This is a genomic window from Bradyrhizobium ingae, assembly GCF_055791185.1.
This window is the reverse complement of the sequence record NZ_JBVUBB010000016.1, coordinates 46466-64547: the sequence shown is the minus strand read 5'-3', so window position 1 is coordinate 64547 and position 18082 is coordinate 46466. Positions and strand designations below refer to the sequence as shown.

Annotated in this window: 17 protein-coding genes; 6 read left to right on the top strand and 11 right to left on the bottom strand. The window is 63.8% G+C overall.

The features are described from left to right. Positions 1 to 54: 54 nt before the first annotated feature. Positions 55 to 519: an Lrp/AsnC family transcriptional regulator gene (locus ACV1FX_RS22600; protein WP_473119768.1), complete on the bottom strand. Its 465-nt coding sequence runs from the start codon at positions 517 to 519 to the stop codon at positions 55 to 57. 163 nt (positions 520 to 682) lie between these two features. On the opposite strand from ACV1FX_RS22600, the gene ACV1FX_RS22595 reads away from it, so the two are divergent. Then, a complete protein-coding gene (locus tag ACV1FX_RS22595; RefSeq protein WP_473119767.1) occupies positions 683 to 1699 on the top strand; it encodes a 1-aminocyclopropane-1-carboxylate deaminase in 1017 nt (338 codons plus the stop codon). Between the two features lie 206 nt (positions 1700 to 1905). Here the strand turns inward: ACV1FX_RS22595 and recQ are convergent, their stop codons facing one another. The 5 genes from recQ to ACV1FX_RS22570 form a co-directional block, all read right to left on the bottom strand. Then, positions 1906 to 3771 carry a DNA helicase RecQ gene (gene recQ, locus ACV1FX_RS22590; RefSeq protein WP_473119766.1) on the bottom strand — a complete coding sequence of 622 codons (1866 nt, stop codon included), beginning with the start codon at positions 3769 to 3771 and terminating at the stop codon, positions 1906 to 1908. Positions 3772 to 4078: 307 nt separating this feature from the next. After that, positions 4079 to 4822 (bottom strand): polysaccharide deacetylase family protein, encoded by a 744-nt coding sequence (locus ACV1FX_RS22585; protein WP_473119765.1) that lies wholly within the window; start codon positions 4820 to 4822, stop codon positions 4079 to 4081. Between the two features lie 110 nt (positions 4823 to 4932). After that, the gene (metA, locus tag ACV1FX_RS22580) at positions 4933 to 5928 is read right to left on the bottom strand and encodes a homoserine O-succinyltransferase MetA (protein ID WP_473119764.1); all 996 of its coding nucleotides are present in this window, start codon (positions 5926 to 5928) and stop codon (positions 4933 to 4935) included. Positions 5929 to 5940: 12 nt separating this feature from the next. Continuing rightward, the gene (locus tag ACV1FX_RS22575) at positions 5941 to 7242 is read right to left on the bottom strand and encodes an O-acetylhomoserine aminocarboxypropyltransferase/cysteine synthase family protein (RefSeq protein WP_473119763.1); all 1302 of its coding nucleotides are present in this window, start codon (positions 7240 to 7242) and stop codon (positions 5941 to 5943) included. A gap of 354 nt (positions 7243 to 7596) precedes the next feature. After that, positions 7597 to 8532, bottom strand: coding sequence for an alpha/beta hydrolase (locus tag ACV1FX_RS22570; protein WP_473119762.1), 936 nt, complete (start codon positions 8530 to 8532; stop codon positions 7597 to 7599). A 153-nt stretch (positions 8533 to 8685) separates the two neighbouring features. On the opposite strand from ACV1FX_RS22570, the gene ACV1FX_RS22565 reads away from it, so the two are divergent. Next, a complete protein-coding gene (locus ACV1FX_RS22565) occupies positions 8686 to 9573 on the top strand; it encodes a branched-chain amino acid aminotransferase (RefSeq protein WP_473119761.1) in 888 nt (295 codons plus the stop codon). Between the two features lie 9 nt (positions 9574 to 9582). Here the strand turns inward: ACV1FX_RS22565 and ACV1FX_RS22560 are convergent, their stop codons facing one another. The 4 genes from ACV1FX_RS22560 to ACV1FX_RS22545 all read right to left on the bottom strand — a co-directional run bounded on the left by ACV1FX_RS22560 (position 9583) and on the right by ACV1FX_RS22545 (position 13622). Then, positions 9583 to 10197, bottom strand: coding sequence for a class I SAM-dependent methyltransferase (locus tag ACV1FX_RS22560; RefSeq protein ID WP_473119760.1), 615 nt, complete (start codon positions 10195 to 10197; stop codon positions 9583 to 9585). Positions 10198 to 10423: 226 nt separating this feature from the next. Then, a complete protein-coding gene (locus tag ACV1FX_RS22555; protein WP_473119759.1) occupies positions 10424 to 11299 on the bottom strand; it encodes an acyl-CoA acyltransferase in 876 nt (291 codons plus the stop codon). A 36-nt stretch (positions 11300 to 11335) separates the two neighbouring features. Further along, on the bottom strand, positions 11336 to 12316 hold the full coding sequence (locus tag ACV1FX_RS22550; RefSeq protein WP_473119758.1) for an amino acid--[acyl-carrier-protein] ligase: 981 nt from the start codon (positions 12314 to 12316) through the stop codon (positions 11336 to 11338). A gap of 85 nt (positions 12317 to 12401) precedes the next feature. After that, entirely contained in the window at positions 12402 to 13622 is a 1221-nt protein-coding gene (locus ACV1FX_RS22545; protein WP_473119757.1) for an acyl-CoA dehydrogenase family protein, read from the bottom strand. 342 nt (positions 13623 to 13964) lie between these two features. On the opposite strand from ACV1FX_RS22545, the gene ACV1FX_RS22540 reads away from it, so the two are divergent. The 3 genes from ACV1FX_RS22540 (at position 13965) to mtnA (ending at position 16389) form a co-directional block, all read left to right on the top strand. Beyond that, positions 13965 to 14237 (top strand): phosphopantetheine-binding protein, encoded by a 273-nt coding sequence (locus ACV1FX_RS22540; protein WP_473119756.1) that lies wholly within the window; start codon positions 13965 to 13967, stop codon positions 14235 to 14237. Between the two features lie 148 nt (positions 14238 to 14385). Then, the gene (locus ACV1FX_RS22535) at positions 14386 to 15261 is read left to right on the top strand and encodes an S-methyl-5'-thioadenosine phosphorylase (RefSeq protein ID WP_473119755.1); all 876 of its coding nucleotides are present in this window, start codon (positions 14386 to 14388) and stop codon (positions 15259 to 15261) included. Positions 15262 to 15279: 18 nt separating this feature from the next. Next, the gene (mtnA, locus tag ACV1FX_RS22530) at positions 15280 to 16389 is read left to right on the top strand and encodes an S-methyl-5-thioribose-1-phosphate isomerase (protein ID WP_473119754.1); all 1110 of its coding nucleotides are present in this window, start codon (positions 15280 to 15282) and stop codon (positions 16387 to 16389) included. A 112-nt stretch (positions 16390 to 16501) separates the two neighbouring features. Here mtnA and ACV1FX_RS22525 read toward each other — a convergent pair whose 3' ends face one another. Beyond that, positions 16502 to 17137, bottom strand: a complete 636-nt coding sequence (locus ACV1FX_RS22525) for an HAD-IA family hydrolase (protein WP_473119753.1) — start codon at positions 17135 to 17137, stop codon at positions 16502 to 16504. Positions 17138 to 17261: 124 nt separating this feature from the next. On the opposite strand from ACV1FX_RS22525, the gene ACV1FX_RS22520 reads away from it, so the two are divergent. Beyond that, positions 17262 to 18023 (top strand): S1 family peptidase, encoded by a 762-nt coding sequence (locus ACV1FX_RS22520; RefSeq protein WP_473119752.1) that lies wholly within the window; start codon positions 17262 to 17264, stop codon positions 18021 to 18023. Positions 18024 to 18082 lie beyond the last annotated feature (59 nt).

Genomic DNA, 18082 nt, shown 5'->3' with positions numbered 1-18082 from the left:
CTCGCCGCTCGAAACGCGATGAGATGAGGATCTCATCGCGCTCCGGATGGTGCTCTAGAACTCCAGCGGCGCGTTGTCGACGACCTCCTTCATCACGAAGAAGGTGCGGGTCTGGCGTGCCCCCGGCAGCGCGATGAGCTGCTCGGCGTGGATGCGGTTGAAATCCTCCATGTCGCCGACCCGGATCTTCAAAAAATAATCGAAGTCGCCGGCGACGAGGTGGCAGTCGAGCACGCATTTCAGCTTCGCCACCGCCTGCTCGAAGAGCGCAAAGCTTTCCGGCGTCGAGCGGTCGAGCACGACGCCGACCATCACCAGCGTGCCCTTGGCCACCTTCTTCGGCGCGACCATCGCGCGCACCGAGGCGATAAAGCCCTCCTCGAACAGGCGCTGGGTGCGGCGATGACAGGTGGCAGGGCTGATGGCGACCGTTTCGGCTAGCTCCGCATTACTGAGCCGGCCGTTATTCTGTAGCAACCGCAATATCTTAAGGTCGGTGCGATCGAGCCTTCCGGACATGGAAGATTATTCCGTTTTTGCAATGTATTATGAGAGAAAGAATAGCATATGACGTTCGCAGTGCAATATTCTGCGAGATTGTTGCGCAATATTCGAGAGCACATTTCATTCGAGGGGTGATAGTTCCTCCCTTGAGTTCAACGCCAGATTGGGATGATTTCGCATGAAGCTGGAAAAATTCGAGCGCTATCCACTGACCTTCGGGCCGACCCCCATCGAGAAACTGGAGCGGCTGTCAAAACATCTCGGCGGCAATGTCGAGATCTATGCCAAGCGCGAGGACTGCAATTCCGGTCTTGCCTATGGCGGCAACAAGCTGCGCAAGCTCGAATACATCATTCCCGACGCGATTGCCTCGAATGCCGACACGCTGGTGTCGATCGGCGGCGTGCAGTCCAACCATACCCGCATGGTGGCCGCTGTTGCGGCCAAGATCGGCATGAAGTGCCGCCTGGTGCAGGAAGCCTGGGTGCCGCACGAGGACGCCGTGTACGACCGCGTCGGCAACATCCTGCTGTCGCGCGTGATGGGCGCCGACGTGCGTCTCGTCGAGGACGGTTTTGACATCGGCATCCGCAAGAGCTGGGAGCAGGCGATCGATGAAGTGAAGGCCGCGGGCGGCAAGCCTTACGCGATTCCGGCCGGTGCCTCCGTGCACAAATATGGCGGCCTCGGCTATGTCGGCTTCGCTGAAGAGGTGCGCAAGCAGGAGCAGGACCTCGGCTTCAAGTTCGACTACATCGTCGTCTGCACCGTCACCGGCTCGACCCATGCGGGCATGTTGGTTGGATTCGCCGCGGACGGCCGCGCGCGAAAAGTGATCGGTATCGACGCCTCCTTCACGCCGGCGCAGACCAAGGCACAGGTTCTTTCGATCGCGCAGAACACGGCTAAACTCGTCGAGCTCGGCAAGGAGCTCGTCGAAGACGACGTCGTGCTGGTCGAGGATTACGCCTATCCGACCTATGGCGTGCCGTCGGAAGAGACCAAGGAAGCCATCCGCCTCACCGCGCGTCTCGAAGGCATGATCACCGACCCCGTCTACGAGGGCAAGTCGATGCAGGGCCTGATCGACCTCACCAAGAAGGGCTATTTCGAGAAGGGCGCCAAGATTCTCTACGCCCACCTCGGCGGCGCGCCCGCGCTCAACGGCTACGCCTACGCGTTCCGGAACGGCTGAGGCGGCCCCACCAAGACTGTCGTCCCGGGGCGCGACGAAGTCGCCAGCCCGGGACCCATAACCACAGGCAGTGGTTTGGCGAAGAACGTCGTCCCGCCTGCCTCAAGACGAATCACGCGGTATGGGTCGCTCCGCTACGGGACAGCGCTCCACGCTGTCCGGCGCTGCGCTTGTCCGGGATGACAGCGAAGATATTGTCGTGCACCCTACCGCGTCCTGACCAGCCGCAGCAGCTCCTCGCCGTAATGCTCGAGCTTCTTGTCGCCGATGCCGGGCACGTTGCGTAGCTCATCCAGCGTCGTCGGCCAGGCGCGCACGATGCCGTCGATCGTTGCATCGTGCAACACGACATAGGCGGGCACCCCGCGCTCGCGGGCGATCTCGGAGCGCCAGGCGCGCAGACGTGCGCGCAATTCGGGATCAACGTCGCCCTGTGGAGTGCTGGCGGCGGGTGCAAGATCGCCGCGGCGCGATTTTGCGCGGCTGGCGCGAAGGCGTGTGCCAGGCGCTTCCTCGCGCAGCCAGACTTCCGTCTCGCCACGCAAGACGTCGCGCGAGGACTCCGTCAGCTTCAGCGCGCCAAAAGCCTCGCTGTCGCTCTGCAGGTGTCCCATCGCCACCAATTGCCTAAGCACCGTGCGCCACTGCTTCTCGTTGAGCTCGCGGCCGATGCCGAACACCGACAGCTTGTCGTGGCCGAACTGCGTCACCTTCTCGGTCAGCCGTCCCACCAGAACGTCGATCAGGTGCATGGCGCCGAAGCGCTGTCCGGTGCGGTAGACGCAGGACAAAAGCTTCTGCGCCAGCACCTTGCCGTTGCGCATCTGCGGCGGTGTCAGGCAGTTGTCGCAGTTGCCGCAATTCTCAGCCGTGACCGTCTCGCCGAAATAGGCGAGCAGCCGCCTGCGCCGGCAATGCGCGGTCTCGGCAAGCCCAACGAGGGCGTCGAGCTTGCCGATCGACGCCCGCTTGAACGCGTCCGAGGCGCCGGACTCGTCGATCATGCGACGCTGCTGCACGATGTCGGAGAGGCCGTAGGCCATCCACGCGGCGGACGGATTGCCGTCGCGGCCGGCGCGCCCCGTCTCTTGGTAGTAGGCCTCGATGCTCTTGGGCAGGTCGAGATGCGCGACGAAGCGCACGTCGGGCTTGTCGATGCCCATGCCGAAGGCGACGGTCGCGACGATGACGATGCCGTCCTCGCTAAGGAAACGATCCTGGTTGCGCGAGCGCACACCGCCGTCGAGCCCGGCATGATAGGGCAGCGCCGGGATGCCGGCATCGCTCAAGGCGGCAGCGACCTCCTCGACCCGATTGCGCGACAGGCAATAGACGATGCCGGCGTCGCCGGCATGGCGCTCCCGGATGAACTCCTTCAACTGCGCCACCGAATTGCGCTTATCGACGATCTCGTACCGGATGTTTGGCCGGTCGAAGCTGGAAACGAATTGCGGCGCGCCTGAGAGTTGCAGCCGCTCGACGATTTCCTTGCGTGTCAGCTCGTCGGCGGTGGCAGTGAGCGCGATCCGCGGTACGTCGGGAAAACGCTCTGCGATGACCGATAGCGCAACATACTCAGGACGAAAATCATGACCCCATTGCGAGACGCAGTGCGCCTCGTCGATTGCAAACACGGCGACCCGGGCCTGCGCCAGCATTGACAGGCAGCGCGGCGTGACCAGTCGCTCAGGCGCGACATAGAGCAGGTCGAGATCGCCTGCGATCAGCCGCCGCTCCACCTCGGAGGCCTCTTGCGGCGTCAGCGAGGAGTTCAGCGCGGCAGCGTTGACGCCGGATTCGATCAGGCCTGCAACCTGGTCGCGCATCAGCGCGATCAGGGGCGACACCACGATGCCGCAACCCTCGCGCAGCAGCGAAGGCAGCTGGTAGCACAGTGATTTGCCGCCACCGGTCGGCATCAGCACCAGGCAATTGCCGCCCGCCGTCACATGCCTGATAATCTCGCCTTGCGCGCCACGGAACCCGGAGAGGCCGAAGACCGAGTGCAACACCGACAACGCGTCGCGGCCGTCGGTCGGCGCTGGTTGCGAGGCGGTGGAGGGGGCGGACATGGACGCGTCGGACCGGGCCGTGAGATTCGGTTAACGGCAGTCGCATGGCGCGGCCGCGGTGGCAAGGGTATTTGCTCGACACGGGCGGTGCCCTTCCCCTCTCCCCTTGCGGGAGAGGGTGGCTTGCCGCTCAGCGGCGAGACGGGTGAGGGGTCTCTCTCCACGTACTCGCAAGCAATTATTTCGCGCGGAGAGAAACCCCTCATCCGGCGCCATAGCCGAAGCTTCGCTTCGGCGTTCTTAAGAACGGCGGCCGGAGGCCGCCTATGCCACCTTCTCCCGCAAGGGGAGAAGGGAAGAGAACCGTCTAGGCCCCGATTCGTCGCAGGGCTTCGGCGACCGTCACGATCGGAACGTCGCGCTTCTGTGCCGCTTCCAATGCGTGGTGCAATAGCGACGGCGAGCAGCCATAGGGGCTCGGCTGGTTGACGACGTCGTGGCCATAGAAGATCAGCCAGCCGCCGCTCGCAGCCGTCTCGTCGAAATAGCGATCGATTCCGCCGGCATCGATGTCCTTGTCGATCAAAGGCGTGGAGCGCAGCAGTTGCAGGTCGATGACATCGCGATTGACGCCGGGCAGGATGCCGCGTGCGGAGCGGAAGCTCTTGCTGAGTTGCGCCTTGCGCCAGATCGAGGCGAGACCATACGGATAGGCGAAATTCTCGAGCTTGATCGTCGGGTCGAGCGCGTGAAAATAGTTGCGGTTCTGCTCGATCTCGCGCGCCAGCGTGGCTTCGTCGAGGTCCGCCGCGCGGCGGTGTGAGAATGTGTGGCAGGCGATCTCATGACCGCGACCGTGAAGCCGCAGGATGGCGTCGTTAGACAGCCCGAGCCAGTGACCGGACCACTGCCCGATCTGGCTGCCGGCCAAATAGAACGTGGCGCGGCCGCCATACTCCTCCAGCATGGGCGCGCCATGGCTCGCGGCGCTGTCGGGAGCATCATCGAAGGTGAAGCTGACCATCGGCGCATGCGCCGACAGCCGGTGCGGCGAGACCGCGAAATGCCGGGCCAGCCGATTGCTTACGCGTCCATTGATGGCCGACCACACCGGGTTGTTTCCCTGTATTTCCAAATGGGGCCGTAGCAATGAACCATCCGTCCTCGGCCCGACGCAAGCTTTACGGTTCGTTAATCCTAACGGGGAACTCGCTCGTCCCTCTAGCGCAGAGACAGCGTCGCGACTGCATCTTCGGCGAGAAAATCGAGCCAGTTCCGGAAAAGCACGGCTGCAGCGCTGCCTGCGGCGATATCGCTGCGCAAATTCAGCGCGGGTAGTTCGCTCGCCATTGCCGGATGACGCTGATGCCTGGCGCGCTTTTCGAAGCGGATGAGCCTCTCCTCGGTCGGCGCGTCAAAATAGCTCATGGGCAACGCCGGATAGATGTCGCGCTCGCGCGCGAGGAAACGGCCGATATCGCGCAGATATTCGCGCTGCAGCGACAGCGCGTCATACTCCGGATGGCCCTGGAAGAACACGAAACGGCTGGCATATTGCCGGGCGAAAACGTCGACGCCGGCCTTGGCCGAGCGTGTCAGCACCTGATAGCCATGGTCGACGAGATCGGCCTCTGCGACCTCGTTCAGCCGCGAATGCGAGACTTTGAGAGACGACGGAGCGGCGTGCGTGAGCGGATCGCGGCCGATCGTCTCGCAATCGAAAACGCCGTGGCATTTGACGGCGAGAGGTCGCCGCGCGATCCGGTCGAGATGCAGCACCGCTGCGTGCGCGGCAAGGCAAGACCAGATCGTCGAGCGCGTGTTGGTCCTCGCCCAGTCGATGATGTCGGTGAGATCGTGCCAGTAGGGCTCCTGGTCGAGATCGGGTGCGACCGGCTCGGCGCCGGTCACGATCAATCCGTCGAATCTTTGCCGCTTCAGATCGGAGAGATCGGAATACTCGCTCTCGACATGCCAGCGCGCTTCCGGCGAGCGCTTGACCGAAGGTAGCGAAAAACACTGGAAGCGGATGCGGCGTTCGCCGGCGGCGGTTTGCAACAGCTTCATGAACTGTCGCTCGGTCGCTTTCAGTGCAGGATCCGGCATGTTGTTGATCAGCCCGATCTTGATCTCGCGGGCCTCGCCGCGCGCGTCACCCAGCGCCGGCACGAGGGCCGGGCTCAAGATACCTTGATCCTTGTCGATCAAGATGGTCATCGGCGCTGTCGTCTACTCCGCGGCCTGAAGCCGTTCCGACGGGCAGGCCTTTGCCAACGCCTGGTCGATGTCTTCGATGATGTCGGCGATATGCTCGATGCCGATCGAGAGGCGGATCGTCTCCGGCAGGACGCCAGCCGCGCGCTGCTGCTCGGCCGACATCTGGCGGTGCGTCGTCGAGGCCGGGTGGCAGGCGAGCGATTTCGCGTCGCCGATATTGACGAGCCGCGTGATCAGCTTGAGCGCATCATAGAACGCCTTGCCGGCCTCCATGCCGCCCTTGATGCCGAAGGTGAACAGGGAGGAGCCGTTGCTTGCCAGATATTTCTGCACCAGCGGATAATACGAACTGTCCGGGAAGCCCGCATAATTGACCCAGGCTACGCGCGGGTCAGCGCGCAAGAAATCCGCGACCTTGCGCGCGTTTTCGACATGGCGCTCCATGCGCAGCGCCACGGTCTCGATACCCTGAAGCAGCAGGAAGGCGTTGAAGGGCGACAGCACCGAGCCCATGGTGCGCTGATAGATGCTGCGCGCGCGCTCGATGAAGGCGGTCTTGCCGAAGCGCTCGGCATAGACGAGGCCGTGATAGGACGCGTCGGGCGTGTTGAAGGCCGGGAAGCGCGCGGCGTGCTGCGCCCAGGGAAAGCGCCCGGAGTCGACGATTGCTCCACCGAGGGTGGTGCCGTGGCCGCCCAGGAATTTCGTCAGCGAATGCACGGAGATGTCGGCGCCATAATCGAACGGCTTGAGCAGGATCGGCGTCGCCACCGTGTTGTCGACGATCAGCGGCACGCCATGGGCATGGGCGATTTTCGCCAGCGCCTCGATGTCGCAGACATTGCCGGCGGGGTTGCCGATGGACTCGGCGAACACCGCGCGCGTGTTCTCGTCGATCAGGCGCGCGAGCGCTTCGGGCTTGTCGCTCTCGGCGAAGCGGCCGGTGATGCCTTGGCGCGGCAGGATGTGGGAGAGCAGGGTGTGCGTGGTGCCGTAAAGCTGCGGCACGGAAACGATGTTGCCGCCGTGATCGGCGACGTTGACGAAGGCGAAATGCAGCGCAGCCTGACCGGTCGCGACTGCCAGCGCGCCGACGCCGCCCTCGAGCTCGCTGATGCGCTTCTCCAGCACCGCCGTAGTCGGATTGGCGATGCGGCTGTAGCGATAGCCTTCCGCTTCGAGATTGAAGAGAGCCGCGCCATGATCGGCGCTGTCGAACGCATAGGCCGCGGTCTGGTAGATCGGCACGGCGACCGCATGTGTGGTCGCTTCTGGTTCGTAGCCGGCGTGAATAGCGATCGTTTCGTTGCGCATCGTCCACCTCCGCGTCCGGCGGCTCGCACTTATTGGCACGTCAAGGGATGTGCGTTATCCGCCGTCCTCGTGTTAGAGGCGGGTGGTAAAGCGGGCAATAATTCGTCTAGAGATTGACGAAGTAACCCTAACGCTTGATGCCGAATTAGCTAAAATTTGAATCTATTATAGCTTGCGCCACGTGAACGGTGCGATCCCTTCTCCCCTTGCGGGAGAAGGTGGCGCGAAGCGCCGGATGAGGGGTTTCTCTCAGCGAAAGAATTGCTTGCGAGTTCGTGGAGAGAGACCCCTCACCCGGCCTCGCTACGCGAAGCCATCCTCTCCCGCAAGGGGAGAGGATGCAGCGTGCCCGCCTTACTTCGAGACCGCCCGCCGGACCTGCTCACCGATCTGCGACAGCACGAGCTGCGCCTGCGGCAGGATCGCGCCCATGGCGTGGAAATTGTGAACCATGCCGTCGTGGCAGACATGCTCGACGACGACGCCGGCCGCCAGCAGCTTGCGCGCATAGGCGTTGCCCTCGTCGCGCATGGGGTCGAATTCGGCGGTGTGAATGATCGCCGGTGGCAAGCCCGTCAACCGCGTCGCGCGGAGCGGCGAGATGCGGGGATCGGCGGCATCGACGCCATCAGGAAGATAGTCGGCGAGATCGGCGTCGATCGTGACGCGATCGATCAGGTGATTTTCGGCAAAATCTTCGCGCGAGGGCGAGGTTTCCTCGAAATCAAGCACCGGGCAGATCAGGCATTGCGCAACGATGGAGAGTCCGGCGTTCTGTGTCGCCTCCTGGCACACGACGGCCGCCAGCGTGGCGCCGGCGGAATCGCCGCCGATCACCAGCCGCTCGGCGTCGATGCCGAGGAGAGAAGCGTTGCGCGCCACCCATTCGGTCGCCGCGATCGCATCGTCGATTGCGGCGGGGAATTTGTGCTCGGGTGCGAGCCGGTAGTCGACCGACACCAGCCGGCAACCGGTCACATGCGCGATGCCGGCCGCGATGCGGTCGTGGGTCTGGATGCTGCCGGCGACGAGTCCGCCGCCGTGGAAGAACACGAAGCCCGGCGCTCGCGGCGCGGCGCTCTCCGGCGCATAGAGCCGATAAGCCAGCTCGCCGCCAGGGCCGGGCAGCGTGCCGTCGGATGTCGCAACGTCCGGAGCCTCCGCGCGCGCAAACTGCATCAGCTTCGCCAGCGACTGCCGCCGCCCCTCGACGCTCGGGCGGGTGCGCGCCGCAGGACCTGCCGCGGCCATCATGGTCAACAAGCGTTTTGCAAGCGGATCGAGTGGCATCGGGCACCAGTTAATGACAAACGATGGCCTGATAGTACTGCAAATCTGAATGCGCGCACACGCGGGTTAATGGTGGTTTCACGCAGGAAATCCTTTAGGAATTCGGCTAATAGTGACACATATTGCGGCATCACGGTAAGGGGAGGCCGGCTCATGGCCGAGAGCACAAAACCCATCGAATACTCGCCGAGCTGGACCTTTTTCGAAGGCAAGTGGCACGAAGGCAATGTGCCGATCATGGGGCCGCGCACACATGGCGCCTGGCTCGGCTCCGTCGTGTTCGATGGCGCCCGCGCGTTCGAAGGCGTTGCGCCCGATCTCGATCGCCACGTCGCCCGCGCCAATCAATCCGCGATCAACTTTGGCCTCAAGCCGGCGGTCGACACCGACACCTGGATGACGCTCGCGCGTGACGGCATCGCGCGCTTTGCGCCGAAGGCCGAGCTCTACATTCGTCCGATGTACTGGGCGCAGAACGGCGCGGGCGGCGGCGTGCTGTTCGACCCTGAAACCACCAATTGGTGCCTGTGCATCTACGAGGCGCCGATGCCAAAGCCGGTCGGTAACGCGATCACGCTGTCGCCGTTCCGCAGGCCGACTGCCGAATGCGCGCCGGTCGAGGCGAAAGCGGCCTGTCTCTATCCGAACAATTCGCGCGCGCTCGCCGAGGCGGCCTCCCGCGGCTTCCAGAACGCCCTGATGCTCGACATGCTCGGCAATGTTGCTGAGTTCGGCAATTCCAACGTGTTCATGGCGAAAGACGGCGTGGTCTACACGCCAGCGCCGAACGGCACCTTTTTGAACGGCATCACGCGCCAGCGCGTGATCGGTTTGTTGCGTGCCGACGGCGTCACCGTGGTCGAGACGACCTTGCGCTATGCCGATTTCGTTGCCGCCGACGAGATCTTCTCGAGCGGCAATTTCGCCAAGGTCGCTCCCGTCATCCGCATCGACGACCGCGAGCTGCAGCCGGGCCCGTTCTATACCAAGGCGCGCAAGCTCTACTGGGAATTTGCACACGACGTGAAGCTTGCGGCGTAGAGCTGCTCATCAGCGCCTGCGAAAGCGGCTGAACTGAAACGCCTGCGTCGAATCCCATGGCGTGCGGTGCTCGTCGCGCCGCGTCTCCACTAGCTCGAAATCTGGGCCAAGCTCTGCGGCGAGACTGTTGCCGTTATAGCGTTGCACCGGCAGGCCGCTGCATTTGTCCGGACCATCGAGCGCGAACGTGCCGATGATGACGTGACCGCCCCCGCACACCGCCGATCGCAGGCGATCGAGATACGCCGCCTGATCGGAAGGCTCGGTCAGGAAATGAAACGCGGCACGGTCGTGCCACACGTCGTATGAGCGTGCCGGACGCCAAGTTGTGACGTCGGCAACGATCCAGTCGACGCTGGTGGCGGCAGGTCCGATCCGCGCCTTTGCGACGTCCAGTGCATGGGCGGAGAGATCGAGTACCGCGACGGAGCGATAGCCTTCCTGCAAAAGCGCATCGGTCAACCGCGACGCGCCACCGCCGATGTCGATGATGGCGGCGCCATGGCCTGGATTCGCTGCGTGGATCAAATCGAGCGAGATCGCCGGGTTCTCCTGGAACCAGCTTACCTCGGTCTCGCCCTTGGTCGAGTAGAGGCGTTCCCAATGCGTGCTGCGCTCGGACATGGAAGCATCTCCGACCGATGCCGGAGTTTACCACGTCAGGCGTGTCAAATGAAGGGGCGAGCTTACCACGCGCTCAGTCGTCATCGCCCGACTTGATCGGGCGATCCAATACGCCGCGGCAGTGCAAAGGACGTCGGGGTCTCCGCAATACTGGATGCCCCGGTCAAGCCGGGGCATGACGACGGAGAGGGAGGGTAGATCCGCGATCTCGCGTTGATCGAGCCGCCTACGGCCCGTACAGCACGAGCTCCGTGTCCGTGAGGTCAGCCAATTGCGGTCGGTGGGGACCCTTGAAATATTTGCGGCCGCGCCGCTCGGTGTAGACGCCGGCGAGGCCAGGGATGGGGCCGTTGGAATCGACGATCACCGAGATCTTGCCGAGCCGCAGCAGCAGCCGGCCGATGCGGCCGGCGCAGGCGACGAATTCGTCGATGCTACGGCAATAGATCAGTTGCATTGCCGGCGGTGCGATCCAGCCCCGGCGGATGCGAACCGGTTGCAGGATAAATGGGAATACGCCCTTCGGCGTACGGACCACGAGGCTCAGACAGTTGTAGCGCGCATGACGCGTCAAAAGCTCGGTCTCGGCTTCGCCAAGGCCCTCGATCCGTTTGGCGTGCGGCGCGATCACCTCGATCTCGGTCCAGCGCGGCACGCGCGACAACATCGGCAGCGAGAAGAACAGGCCGCGGCAATAAGCCCTGAATCCCTGGGTCTCGATGATCGGCCAGGTCCACGGCGCCGGGCTGATGTTGAGATAGGTCACGTCCTTGTGACGCTGCGCGATCTTGGTCAGAATGGGTGCGTAGTTGCGAAACGCCGGCTCGACGTACCAGCTCGACAGGTTGCAATGGATGGCGATGGCCTCGCCATCCTTGCGCGCCGTATAGATCAGAAGCAGCACACCGACCGGCATCCCCTCATTGTCGAGCATGTAGCCGAAGCGTGGATAGCCCTCCGGCACGGGCCGGAATGCCTGCCTGCGCAGACCCTGGATCCAGTAGTCGCGCGAGCGGCCGACGAAGCCGCGCGTCAAGAGGTCCGCGATGGCATCGACATCCGCCTCTGTGATCTCGCGGCATCGGACCTTGGTATGGATCACGCTCGTCTTGCCCGTAGAAATGATCGGCCTCGTCGCTTAGCGCCAGCCCTCGACATGGGCGTCAGTCGCCACATGCGGCGACAGGCCCAGGATGTCCCGCACCTTGGCGGGCCAGATGGAAAGATCGGTGCCGTGGGTGTGGAACATCGCAACGGCGAGCCGATCCATGCCGAAGGCGACGCAGCCCGTGTGGGCTGCCTCGCCATTGGCGTCGCGGATGCCCCACGTCGTGCCGAAGTGCTCGCGATGATAGTTGAAGCTCATGCAGGCCGTCGGCTGCTCCTCCGACCGCAGCGGAATGAGCAGCTCGAACTTGAGCTGCTGCTGCTTCTGGCTCACGGCCTTCATCTGGCCGACGCGGCCGAAGAAGGGGTCGCTGGCATAGTCGACGCGGAAGGTGAGGCCGAGATCGCGGGCGATCGCCTGCGCGCGCACCATCCAGCGCTCGCGGAAATCTGCGACGTCGTCGGGGCTGCCGATGCAGACATATTCGCGCATGCGGAATGATTGCAGGCGGTCGAGATGACGCGAGGGCTCGCGGCGGAAGCAGTCGGCGGCGACGTCGAAGCGCAGGCCGCCCTTCGACAGTTGCCCGCGGCTCGCCGCGATCGGATAGACGGGGTAGCAGGCCGCCGGCGACAGCACGAGATCGGCGGGCGAAAGCGAGGAGGTCCAGTCGCCGCCGGCGTCGAAACGGCTGACCGCGGCGTTGATCTCGCGTTCGGTGCCGTGCAGGCCGCAGACGCAGCCGAGCAGGTTCGGGAAGCTCTTGAGGTAACCGGATTTTTCCAGCTGCGCCCGGCTCATCACCGGCGGAAAGCGCATCACCTCGGTGCCGGCCTCACGGTGCCGCGTGATCAGCGCGGCGAGCCTCTCCACGACATCCTCATAGAGCGCGGTGCGAGCGTAGACGCCGTCGGAGCCCATGCGGTGGAACAGCACGTCGGTGAGATGGTCGAGCGGGTCGATGGCTTGCGGTGCGGTGTCGGGCGAGGTCGGTAGAACGGCAACGTTCATGGCCAAGACTTCCTGTTATCTGCAATTCTTCTTGTTGGTCGCGTAGGCACGTCGGACTCGAAAGCTTGTTAGTCGCGAAGGCTCATCAATCCCTGAGGCTGGCCGGCACGCCGCTCATCAAGGTCGAGGTCGCGGCGTTGGCGAGGATGCGGTCATTGTTGATCATGATCGGCGCGGACAGCACGTCGCGCAGGTGGCGGCCCATCGTGAAGTCGCCGTCGTTGCGATAGCCGGCAAGACCGGTCGTGCGCATGGCGTGCATCACGGTCTCGACCGCGAGCTCGGAGGCTTGCACCTTGAGCAGCGTAATGGAGGACTGGAAGTCGAGCGAGCCGAGCGCGCGCTCGTCATGCTCATGATGGGCGAAGGTATCGGTATTGGCGGAGATCAACGCGCGGAGTTTTGCGAGCGACATCTTCGCAGCAGTGAAATGGGCGGCCGCCGGTGGCATCTGCCCGCCGGATGCGCGCGCAGCCTTGCGGACGAATGCCTGCGCGCGCGTGACGGCGGCAGCCGCAACGCCGGCCCAGGCCGACGACCAGCACAGATGCGCGAATGGCGTCATCGTCTGCGCGTGGATCTTGTCGTAGGATTCGGGGAAGACGCGATCGGCGGGGCAGTCGACCCTCAGCTCGAAGCCGGTCGAGCAGGTGCCGCGCATGCCGAGCGTTTCCCAGCCCAGCGTCCGCTTCAGCGAATAATCGTCCTTGGCAAGCGCCAGCAGCACCTGGTCGGAGGCGACTGCATCGCCCGCGCGGCGCGCGATGGTGACGAGGCCGTCGGCCTCGGCGCCGTAGGAGATCACGGTGGCATCGCGCGTCAGCGCGATCATGTCGCCGTCATGATCGACCGCGGCCGCGCTCGCGCGGATGTTGCCGCCATTCTGGCCTTCGGTGGTGGAGGAGGCGAGCAGCCACTGGTCGCGGCCGACGCGGCGCATCATGGTTTCCATCCAGGGAATGCCGTGGCCGTGCCTGATGACGCAAGCAACCTTGGTCGTATGCATCGCATAGATCATCGCGGTCGAAGCGCAGGCGCGCCCGAGCGTGTAGCAGATGTCGGTGACGTCGTAGATCGAGGCGCCGAAGCCGCCGAATTCGACGGGGATCATCACGCCGAGCAGCTTTTGCTCGCGCGCGGCATCGAATGCCTCGTGGGGAAAGCGGCCGTCACGATCGACGCCCACGGCTTCGCCGGCTGCCACCGTCGCCACGCGTGTGGCGCGTTCCACCAGAGAAGGGCTGTGCTCGAGAAAGCTTGCCTGAGCGTCGTCGAGAGGTTGAAGGGCCGCTTCACGCACGTTCATGCTGGTTCGCCTCCGATTCGTCGTTCGAGATCGGTACGGTCACGCCGTGCCGATCATCCGACCATGTTTGCTTGACCCGGAGGCTATGGATTTAATTCAAATTCGTCGACGAAATTGAAGGTAAACAAGGCTTAATTCGGAGCGAGCAGTTAAAGCCTGGTTTGTTGCATCCCCTGACTTTCCGAGATCACGTTAATGATGCGAGGAAGGTGCGAGTTTTAGTCAATCTCTGTCATCGTTTACTAAGAAACGCGAGTTAAGAGTTTCGCCCATTGCGGGGGCGGCCCGTTATGCCCATCGTAGACGGTGGTCCAGACCTTATCAGAGTATGGGATATTGCAGATGCAGGCGTTCGATACCGATGTGCGGGATCGCATCATCAAGCTGGTGAAGGGCATCCTCGAACAGAACTCGCTCGCGGCAGACGTCGCGCCGGGTGTGCGGCTCGTCGACATCGGCCTGACCTCGATGGACATGGTCAACCTGATGCTCGGGGTCGAAGCCGAGTTCGACTTCACCATCCCCCAATCCGAAATCACGCCGGAGAATTTCCAGTCGATCGATACGCTGCACCGGATGGTGGCGAGCCAGTTGCAGCCGATGAAGGCGGCGTAGCCAAAAGCGCTACTGCTTCGCCGGGACGACATTGAGCGTGTGGCGCTCGCTTGCGATCCTCCCGCGCCACGATTCCCCCCGTTCCAAATTCGTCCCAAAACTGGCATAGCTTAACCACGTTGCACATCGCGGACGGGGTGAAGCAGGCATGACGCAGGCGGTATTGGGCATCATCGGCGGCTCCGGCATCTACGACCTGCCGGGACTCGAGGGCGCGCGCGAAGAGGTGATCAGGAGCCCCTGGGGCGAGCCGTCGGCGCCGGTCAGGCGCGGCGCCATCGCCGGTCTGCCGATCGTGTTCCTGCCGCGGCATGACAAGGGCCACCGCCTGTCGCCCTCCGACATCAACTATCGCGCCAATATCGACGTCCTGAAGCGCGCCGGCGTCACCGACCTGGTATCGCTCTCGGCCTGCGGTTCCTTCAAGGAGGAACTGCCGCCGGGCACCTTCGTGCTGGTGGATCAGTTTGTCGACCGCACGCACAAGCGTGAGAGCTCGTTCTTCGGCAAGGGCTGTGTCGCGCATGTGTCGATGGCGCATCCGGTCTCGCCGCGGCTGCGCATCCATCTCGCTGCCGCGGCCGAAGCCGAAGGCATAGCGATCTCGCGCGGTGGAACCTATGTCTGCATGGAGGGCCCGCAATTTTCGACGCTTGCGGAAAGCATGACCTACAAGACGCTGGGCTATTCCGTGATCGGCATGACCAACATGCCTGAGGCCAAGCTCGCCCGCGAAGCGGAGATCTGCTACGCCACCGTCGCCATGGTGACGGACTTCGATTGCTGGCATCCCGATCACGACGCCGTCACCGTTCAGGATATCATCCGCGTGCTGACATCGAACGCGGACAAGGCCAAGGCACTGGTGGCGCGGTTGGCAAAAGATTTTCCGCGCGAGCATGAGCCATGCCCGATCGGCTCGGACCGCGCGCTGGATACGGCGCTGATCACCGCGCCCGAGGCGCGTGATCCCGAACTTCTCAAGAAGCTCGACGCCGTGGCAGCGCGCTTGCTCAGGGCATAGGACGAAAGGCAAAACGCCATGAAGGTCGACGGAAAGCATTATCGCAGCATCTGGCGCGAGCGCGACGGCTGGTCGGTGGGTGCCATCGACCAGCGCCGGCTGCCGCACGAGTTCGTCATCGCTCGCCTCACCACAAGCGAAGAAGCGGCTGACGCGATCCGCACCATGCTGGTGCGCGGCGCGCCGCTGATCGGCGCCACGGCAGCGTTCGGCATGGCGCTGGCCATGCGCGAGGACAGTTCCGATGCCGCCTTGAAGCGAGCCTACGAGACGCTGGTGGTCGCGCGCCCCACAGCCATCAATCTCAAATGGGCGCTCGACGAGATGCGTGCTGCGCTCGCGCCGATCGATCCCCTTGAGCGGGCGGAAGCTGCTTACGCGCGCGCCGACGAAATTCTGGAGCAGGATGTCGAGATCAACCGGGGCATTGCCCGCAATGGTCTGGAGCTGATCGAGGCGATCGCCGCGAAGAAAAAGCCGGGCGAGACAGTTAACGTGCTGACCCATTGCAATGCCGGCTGGCTTGCCACCGTCGACTGGGGTACTGCGACGGCGCCGATCTATCTCGCGCATGACCGCGGCCTCAAGATCCATGTCTGGGTCGACGAGACAAGGCCCCGCAACCAGGGCGCCTCGCTCACGGCCTGGGAGCTCGGGCATCACGGCGTACCGCACACGGTGATCCCCGACAACACCGGCGGGCATCTGATGCAGCACCGCATGGTGGATCTCGCGATCGTCGGCACCGATCGCGTTGCTGCCAATGGCGACGTCTGCAACAAGATCGGCACCTATCTGAAGGCGCTTGCCGCACGCGACAACAACGTGCCGTTCTACGTCGCGCTGCCGTCACCGACGATCGACTTTGCGGTCAATGACGGCATCCGCGACATTCCGATCGAGCAGCGCAGCGCCATCGAGGTCACCGACATGACCGGCCGCACCGCCGATGGACGGCTCGAGACGGTGCGGGTCGTGCCCGAGGGCTCGCCGGTCGCCAACTACGCGTTCGATGTGACGCCGGCCCGGCTGGTGACGGGCTTGATCACCGAACGCGGTGTGCTCAAGCCGGATCGCGCATCGCTCTCCGCCGCATTTCCTGAGCGGATCGCGACTGCGGCGGAGTAGCTTTATTCTCGCAGGCTGGGCAAAGGCGCATCGCGCCGTGCCCACCACTTTTCTCGATGTCATTGAAAGTGGTGGGCACGCTTCGCTTTGCCCATCCTACGGTCCGTCGCGCCTACCCGAGCTTCAGCCCGGTCGCCGCCTCGACCTCCGCGATCGCCTGTGCGCCGCTTACGACCTTGATCGTCGTCATCCCCATCTCGCGCGCCGGCTTCAGGTTGACGCCGAGATCGTCGAGGTAAACGCACCGCGCGGGATCGACCTTCAACGCCTCGACCATCTTCCGGTAAATCCGCGGATCGGGCTTGCGCAGGCCGATCTTGGCGGACTCGATGACGTGATCGAACAGCGCCATCACCTCGGCAACATAGAGTGTGCGGCCGGTCATGCTGCCGATGGCGTTGGCCGGAAGATTGTTGGTGATGCAGCCGGTCTTGAAACGCGCCTTGATCTGCTTCAACGCTTCGACCATCTCGGGCCGTAGATCGCCTTGCAACAGCGGCAGCACGTCGCGGCCGCGCACCTCCGCGCCGAGCGCGAGCGATTCCGCGGCGAACAGCCGGTCAAATGTTTCGATGTCGACTTCGGCGCGTTCGAACTTCGCCCAGGCGTTTTCCAGATGATTGGCGGCATTGGTGCGCCGGATGATGTCGGCGGGAAGCCCGCGCTCTGTCTCGAATCGCGTGAAGGCCTCGAAGGGCGAGGTCGTCAGCACGCCGCCAAAGTCAAAGATCACAGCTTCGATCGGCACTATCCTGCCCCCGTCGATATCAGGTGAAAACAGCTAGCATGCTGTCGTCGCAACGACCAGCATGAAGGATCTCTTCCAAGGGATCTCTTGGCTAAAGGCGTCCCAGCGGCTACCACACTCGCCCATGAACAAGACGTCCATCCTGCTTGTCGCGGCGGTGCTGCTCTTCACTGCGCCAGCCCGGGCCATCGTCGGCGGCGGTACGCCGCAGTCCGAAGGCGTTGCGCGTTCCATCGTTACGATCGTCGGATCGCGCGGCAATTTCTGCACCGGCAGCCTGATCGCAGCGAGGCTGGTGCTCACCGCAGCTCACTGCGTGCAACCCGGTGCGGACTACAAGATCCTCGACTATGCCGCCGACGGCAAGCCGCAATTGCAGAATGTGCGTGCGGTCGCGATCCATCCGAGCTTCAACATGCAGGCCATGCAGTCGCATCGTGCGACCGCCGATGTGGCGTTGCTGCAACTCGAAATTCCACTGAAAGGAAAATCAGTAGCGCAAATCGGCGCGCCGCAAATTCCGATCGCTGTCGGCGGCCGCTTCACCATCGCAGGGGTCGGCGTCACCGTGCCTGGCGACGGCAAGAGCAGCGGCGTAACGCGCTTTGCGGGCCTCATCGTGACCGGCCAGCCCGGTACGCTGCAAATCAGGCTCACGGACCCCGTAACCAACGGCGTTCGCGCGGGAATCGGCGCCTGCACCGGCGATTCCGGCGGTCCTGCGTTCGAGGACAAGCCGAGCGGTCCGGTCGTTGTCGGCGTCATCAGCTGGTCGACGGGGCCGAATGGCAGCGCAGGCTGCGGCGGTTTGACCGGCGTCACGCCGCTCACGCTCTACCGCGACTGGATTCTGCAGACAGCGCGGAGCTGGGGTGCCGCGCTGTGATTTGATTGCGATTTGATCTATGTCATTTTGAAGCGGAAGCGCGGTGGACGACCATGAAC